This window comes from Cupriavidus sp. HPC(L) (genome assembly GCF_000307735.3).
In the GTDB taxonomy this organism is placed as follows: domain Bacteria; phylum Pseudomonadota; class Gammaproteobacteria; order Burkholderiales; family Burkholderiaceae; genus Cupriavidus.
Window position 1 is genome coordinate 1 of record NZ_AMPR02000209.1, and the last position, 5,184, is coordinate 5,184.

A 5,184-nucleotide genomic window follows, 5' to 3' on the forward strand; every position below is an offset into this window, starting at 1 on the left:
CCTGCCGATGAATCTCGATCCGATCCGCGCGCGGCCATCGTCGGCCGCCCGCGTGATGGCCGAACGCGGCTACCGGCTGCTGTGCGGCCTGGTGCAGACGTTGCCGCCCTCGGGCGGCACGGCACATGGCGATGCCCCATCGGCGCTGGTCACCGCGGTGCGGCGCAAGTTCCCGCGCCGGCTGGCCGCGCTGCCGGTGCCGGCGCTGAGCCGCCCGCAGGCCGCGCAGCTGCGCGAGCTGCTTCTGCTCAATCTGATTCCAGAACGGTTTCCGACATGGCACTGGCTTTTCTGATCACCAGCGAGAACCTGCAGCTGCTGTCCGAGCGCAAGGTCCTGAAGGAGGCGGAGTACGCGGCGCTGATGGACGCGGCCGAGGTCATCGAGGCCGCCCGCCGCGAGGCGCATCGCATCACCACCGACGCGCAGCGCGACGCCGAGCAGCGGCGCCAGCACGGCTACCGCGAAGGCTGGGCCAAGGCCCAGGCAGAGCACGCCGCCGCGCAGGTCAGCGCCGCCGCCGAGGCGGAGCGCCAGCTCGGCGCGATGCGGCGGACCATGGCCAATATCGTGATGAAGGCGGTCCAGCAGATCGCCGGCGAGCTCGATCCGGACATCATCCTCGAGGTCGCGCTGCAGCGGATCGACGTGCTGGTCCGCAGCGAGCCCTTCATCACGATCCAGATCCCGCTCGGCCGCGAGCAGGCGGTGCGCAACCTGCTCGACGCGATGGCCGAGACGCTGGACTGGCCGCGCCGCGCCAACGTCGTGGTCGAGCCCAGCCTGGAGCCCGATGCCTGCCGCATCCTGACGCCGTCCGGCACGATGGAGGTGGGGCTGCAGGCCCAGCTCGAAGCGTTTGCGCGCCGGGTGCAGGCGGGTTGACGGTGCGAGGCGGACCACATGCCCATCACCCCCACGTCGTTCCCGCGCAGGCAGGAAGCCAGCGTCTTTCAAAAGCCACTGGGTCCCCGCGTTCGCGGGGACGACGGGTGTGTACGCTGACCACATGCCCATCATCCCCACGTCGTTCCCGCGCAGGCAGGAACCCAGCGTCTTTCAAAAGCCACTGGGTCCCCGCGTTCGCGGGGACGACGGGTGTGTACGCTGACAACATGTCCATCACCACCATGTCGTTCCCGCGCAGGCGGGAACCCAGCGTCTTTCAAAGCCGCTGGGTCCCGGCGTTCGGGGGGACGACGGTTCGTTGAGCCGTTTCGCAGCGCATTTCTGAACCCACGCCCATGGCCGACCCGATCCCGACATCCGACCTGAAGGCCGCGCTGCAGCACGCCGCGCTCGATCTCGAACGCGCGTTCGACCACTTCACGCCGGTGGCGATGCGCGGGCGCGTGTCGAAGGCGGTCGGCATGCTGATCAATGCGACCGGCATCCAGGCGCATGTCGGCGAGATCTGCCAGCTGGTCACGCCGGGCGAGCCGCCGCTGCTGGCCGAGGTGGTCGGCTTCGAGCAGCAGACCGCGCTGCTGACGCCGCTCGGACGCACCACCGGCGTGTCGGCGGTGACCGAGGTCGTGCCGCAGATGCACGGCTACCGGTGCCCGGCGGGCGCCGCATTGCTGGGTCGCGTGCTCGACGCGCTGGGCAGCCCGATCGACGGCCGCGGGCCGCTGGTCGGCGTCAGCCAGGTGCCGGTCGAGAACGAGCCGCCCGATCCGCTGACCCGCGCGCTGATCCGCACGCCGTTGCCCACCGGCGTGCGCGCGATCGACGGCCTGCTGACGCTGGGCGAGGGCCAGCGCGTCGGCATCTTCGCGCCGCCGGGCGTGGGCAAGAGCACGCTGCTCGGCATGCTGGCGCGCGGCGCGCAGAGCGATGTCAATGTGGTCGCACTGGTCGGCGAGCGCGGGCGAGAGGTGCGCGAATTCATCGAATACAGCCTTGGCGATGCAGGGCTCGCCCGCACCGTGCTGGTGGTGGCGACGTCGGACCGCGCGCCGATGGAGCGGGTCAAGTGCGCGTATACCGCGACCGCGATCGCCGAACACTTCCGCGACCAGGGCAAGCGCGTGCTGCTGCTGGTCGATTCGCTGACCCGGCTGGCGCGCGCGCAGCGCGAGATCGGGCTGGCCAGCGGCGAGCCGCCGACGCGGCGCAGCTATCCGCCCTCGGTGTTCTCGATGCTGCCGCAATTGCTGGAGCGCGCCGGTACCGCCGCGCGCGGCTCGATCACGGCCGCCTACACGGTGCTGACCGAAGGCGAGGACGACAGCGACCCGATCGCCGAAGAGGTCCGCTCGATCCTCGACGGCCATATCGTGCTGTCGCGCAAGCTGGCCAGCGCCGGCCAGTATCCGGCCATCGACGTGCTGGCCAGCGTCAGCCGCGTGATGCCGCATGTGGTCGACGACCAGCAGGCGCGCCATGCGGCCCGCCTGCGCGAGCTGCTGGCCAAGTACCGCGAGCTGGAGCTGCTGCTGCAGATCGGCGAGTACCGTCCCGGCGCCGATGCGGTGGCCGACGCCGCGGTCGCGTCGATCGGCCAGATCCGCGCCTTCCTGGCGCAACCGGCCGGCAAGCTGGATACCTACGAGACCACGCTGCGCACGCTGGAACGGGCCATCACGCCGCCGGCCCCGGCGGTTACGCCAGCGACGGCGGCGATGGCCGCGGCAGGGCGCGCCCCCGCTCAGCAGGAGGCCAAACGATGAACGGGCAATCGGCCACGGTGCCGCTGCGCCAGCTCGAACGCGTGCGCGAACGCCGCCACGAGGACGCCCATCGCGAGATGCGGCACAAGCGCGATGCGTTTCTCGAAGGCATGCGGGCCGCCGAGGCGGCGCAGGGCGCGGTGCGCGCGGCGCTGTCGGAGCGCGCGGCGTTTCTGCAGCGCCTGCACGACAGCGCCGCGAAGGAGGGCGTCGCGATCTCGGGCCTGCTCGATGCCCAGGCGTGGCAGGCGTCGTTCGACGCGCGCATCGCCCGCGCCAATGCCGCGCTGGCGCAGGCCCTCGATATTGCTGGCCAGCGTCGTGCCGAATTCGAGCAAAGCCGCCGGCTGTGGGCACAGGCGCAGGCCCGGCTGACCGGCACTCGAGAACTGATCGGCCGCGAACAGGCCGCGGCACGAGCCGACATCGAGCGCCGCGAGGAAGAGGCCGCCGAGGAGGCCGCGCTGCGCGTCTGGCAACGCGGCATGGGAGCAGGCATCAAGGCATGATCGATCCGGCGATCTTTTTCCAGTGGGGCCGCGAGACCGTGATGCCGATCCTGATGGTGATGCCGCGGCTGCTGACCGCCTTTACCGTGGTGCCGTTCCTGTCCCATCAGTCGATCCCCGGCGTGGCGCGCAACGGCATCGTGCTGGCCATCGCGCTGTTCGTCTCCCCGGGCGCCCGCGTCGACATCGACGCGGTGGCGGGCGGACTGTGGCTGCTGCTGATCTTCAAGGAGGCGTTCATCGGCCTGCTGCTGGGCATGGCGTTCGGGCTGTTCTTCGTCGCGCTGCAGATGATCGGCGAGCTGATCGACTTCCAGACCGGCTCGGGCAACGCGACCTTCTTCGATCCGGTGACGCAGCAGGAGGACGGGCCGATGGAGAACCTGTTGTCCCACCTGGGTATCGCGCTGTTTGCCTCGTTCGGCGGCCTGTTTGCGATGACGGGCGTGATCGTCGAATCGTTTGCCTTCTGGCCGGTGATGTCCTTCGGCCCCGATGTCTCGCTGTCGTCGTTCCAGTTTGCGAATATCTATGCCGGCACGATGTTCTCGTGGGTCGTCAAGCTGGCGGCGCCGATCCTGCTGCTGCTGGTGATCGTCGAACTCGGCTTCGCGCTGATCGCCCGCTTCGTGCCGCAGTTCGACGTGTTCCAGTTCGCGCAGCCGGTCAAGATCACAGTCGCCTTCCTGATGCTGGTGCTGATGCTGTCGGTGATGGTGGACACGCTGCAGGGCTTCCTGCGGCCGGACAACGCGCTGATCGACCTGCTGCGCGGACGCGCGGGCGTCCAGTGAGGCCACGCCATGGCCGATAGCGAAAAGAACCTCGAAGCGACGCGGCGCAAGCTCGACGACGCGCGCAAGCGCGGCGAGGTGCCGCGCAGCAGCGATGTCACGTCGGCCTTCGTCTTTCTTGGCGTGCTGATCGCGCTATGGCTGCTCGGGCGCTATTTCGTGCGGCTGTTCCAGGCGCTGTGGCTGAGCGCGATGGGCGCGATCGACCAGCATCTGGCCGACCAGCAGATGCTGGCGCTGGGCGAGGCCGGGGCGCGCTTCCTGCTGATGGGCGTGCTGCCGATCGCGGCGATCGCGCTAGTCTGCGGCATCGTCGGCGCCTTCGTGCAGGTCGGACCGCTGGTCGCGTTCGAGCAGATCAAGCCGCAGCTGGCACGGCTGAATCCGGCCGAGGGGCTGAAACGGATGTTCGCGGTGCGCAATCTGGTCAATCTGCTGAAGACCGTGATCAAGATTGCGCTGCTGGGCGGCCTGATCTATGTGCTGGCGCTGCGGGCGATCGAGGATGGCGTGCGCACCGGCTATGCGCGGCCGGCCGAGATCCTGCTGCTGATCGCCCATATCCTGCTGATGATGTGCTGCTGGGCCGCGGTGATCTATCTGATCATGGCGGTGATCGACTACGTGCACGAGCGCTACGAGTTCATGAAGCGCCAGCGCATGAGCGTCGAGGAATACCGGCGCGAATACAAGGACACGCAGGGCGACCCGATGATCGCCGGACGGCGGCGCGCGGCGTTTTTCGAGGCGGCGTTCTTTGGCGTCGGCGAACGGGTGCGGGTGTCGACCGCGGTCGTCTATTCCACGCAATACGCGGTGGCGCTGCGCTACGACGGGCCCGGTACGCTGCCCAAGGTGGTCGCCAAAGGCGGCGGCCAGGTCGCGGCGCGCATCCGGCAGGCGGCCGCGGACTACCTGATTCCGTCGGCCTTCGATTCGGACCTGGCGCAGCGGCTCTATCTGACGGTGCCGCTCGATCGCTTCATCGACCGCTCGCTGTTCGAGCGGGTGGCGGATCTGATGCGGTGGGCGAAGGGGGGGTAGGGTGGTTGGGCGGCCGGGGGATTGTGGTTTGCTGGCGTGGTCTGCCCTCTCCCCAGCCCTCTCCCGCAAGCGGGAGAGGGAGCCGGTTGGCGCGATAGATACCGCATCGCCGTTGCTCGACCGCTGACGTGCTCCCCTCTCCCGCTTGCGGGAGAGGGGCTGGGG

General features: G+C 69.4%; 5 protein-coding genes and 1 pseudogene. All 6 read left to right on the forward strand.

Annotation, left to right across the window (positions count from 1 at the left end):
- Positions 1-295, forward strand: a pseudogene (locus tag B551_RS26570) (type III secretion system protein SctK); the annotation flags it as partial.
- Positions 277-885, forward strand: coding sequence for a type III secretion system stator protein SctL (sctL, locus tag B551_RS13005; RefSeq protein WP_023264256.1), 609 nt, complete (start codon positions 277-279; stop codon positions 883-885). The pseudogene B551_RS26570 and the gene sctL, both read left to right, overlap by 19 nt.
- A gap of 359 nt (positions 886-1,244) precedes the next feature.
- Entirely contained in the window at positions 1,245-2,672 is a 1,428-nt protein-coding gene (locus B551_RS13010; protein WP_082928462.1) for a FliI/YscN family ATPase, read from the forward strand.
- Positions 2,669-3,181, forward strand: a complete 513-nt coding sequence (locus B551_RS13015; RefSeq protein ID WP_006580034.1) for a hypothetical protein — start codon at positions 2,669-2,671, stop codon at positions 3,179-3,181. The genes B551_RS13010 and B551_RS13015 overlap by 4 nt, the downstream gene beginning before the upstream one ends.
- Positions 3,178-3,975 carry a type III secretion system export apparatus subunit SctT gene (sctT, locus tag B551_RS13020; protein ID WP_043439419.1) on the forward strand — a complete coding sequence of 266 codons (798 nt, stop codon included), beginning with the start codon at positions 3,178-3,180 and terminating at the stop codon, positions 3,973-3,975. Before B551_RS13015 ends, sctT begins: the two co-directional genes overlap by 4 nt.
- A 9-nt stretch (positions 3,976-3,984) precedes the next feature.
- The gene (locus B551_RS13025; protein ID WP_023264257.1) at positions 3,985-5,019 is read left to right on the forward strand and encodes an EscU/YscU/HrcU family type III secretion system export apparatus switch protein; all 1,035 of its coding nucleotides are present in this window, start codon (positions 3,985-3,987) and stop codon (positions 5,017-5,019) included.
- The last annotated feature ends 165 nt before the right edge of the window (positions 5,020-5,184 follow it).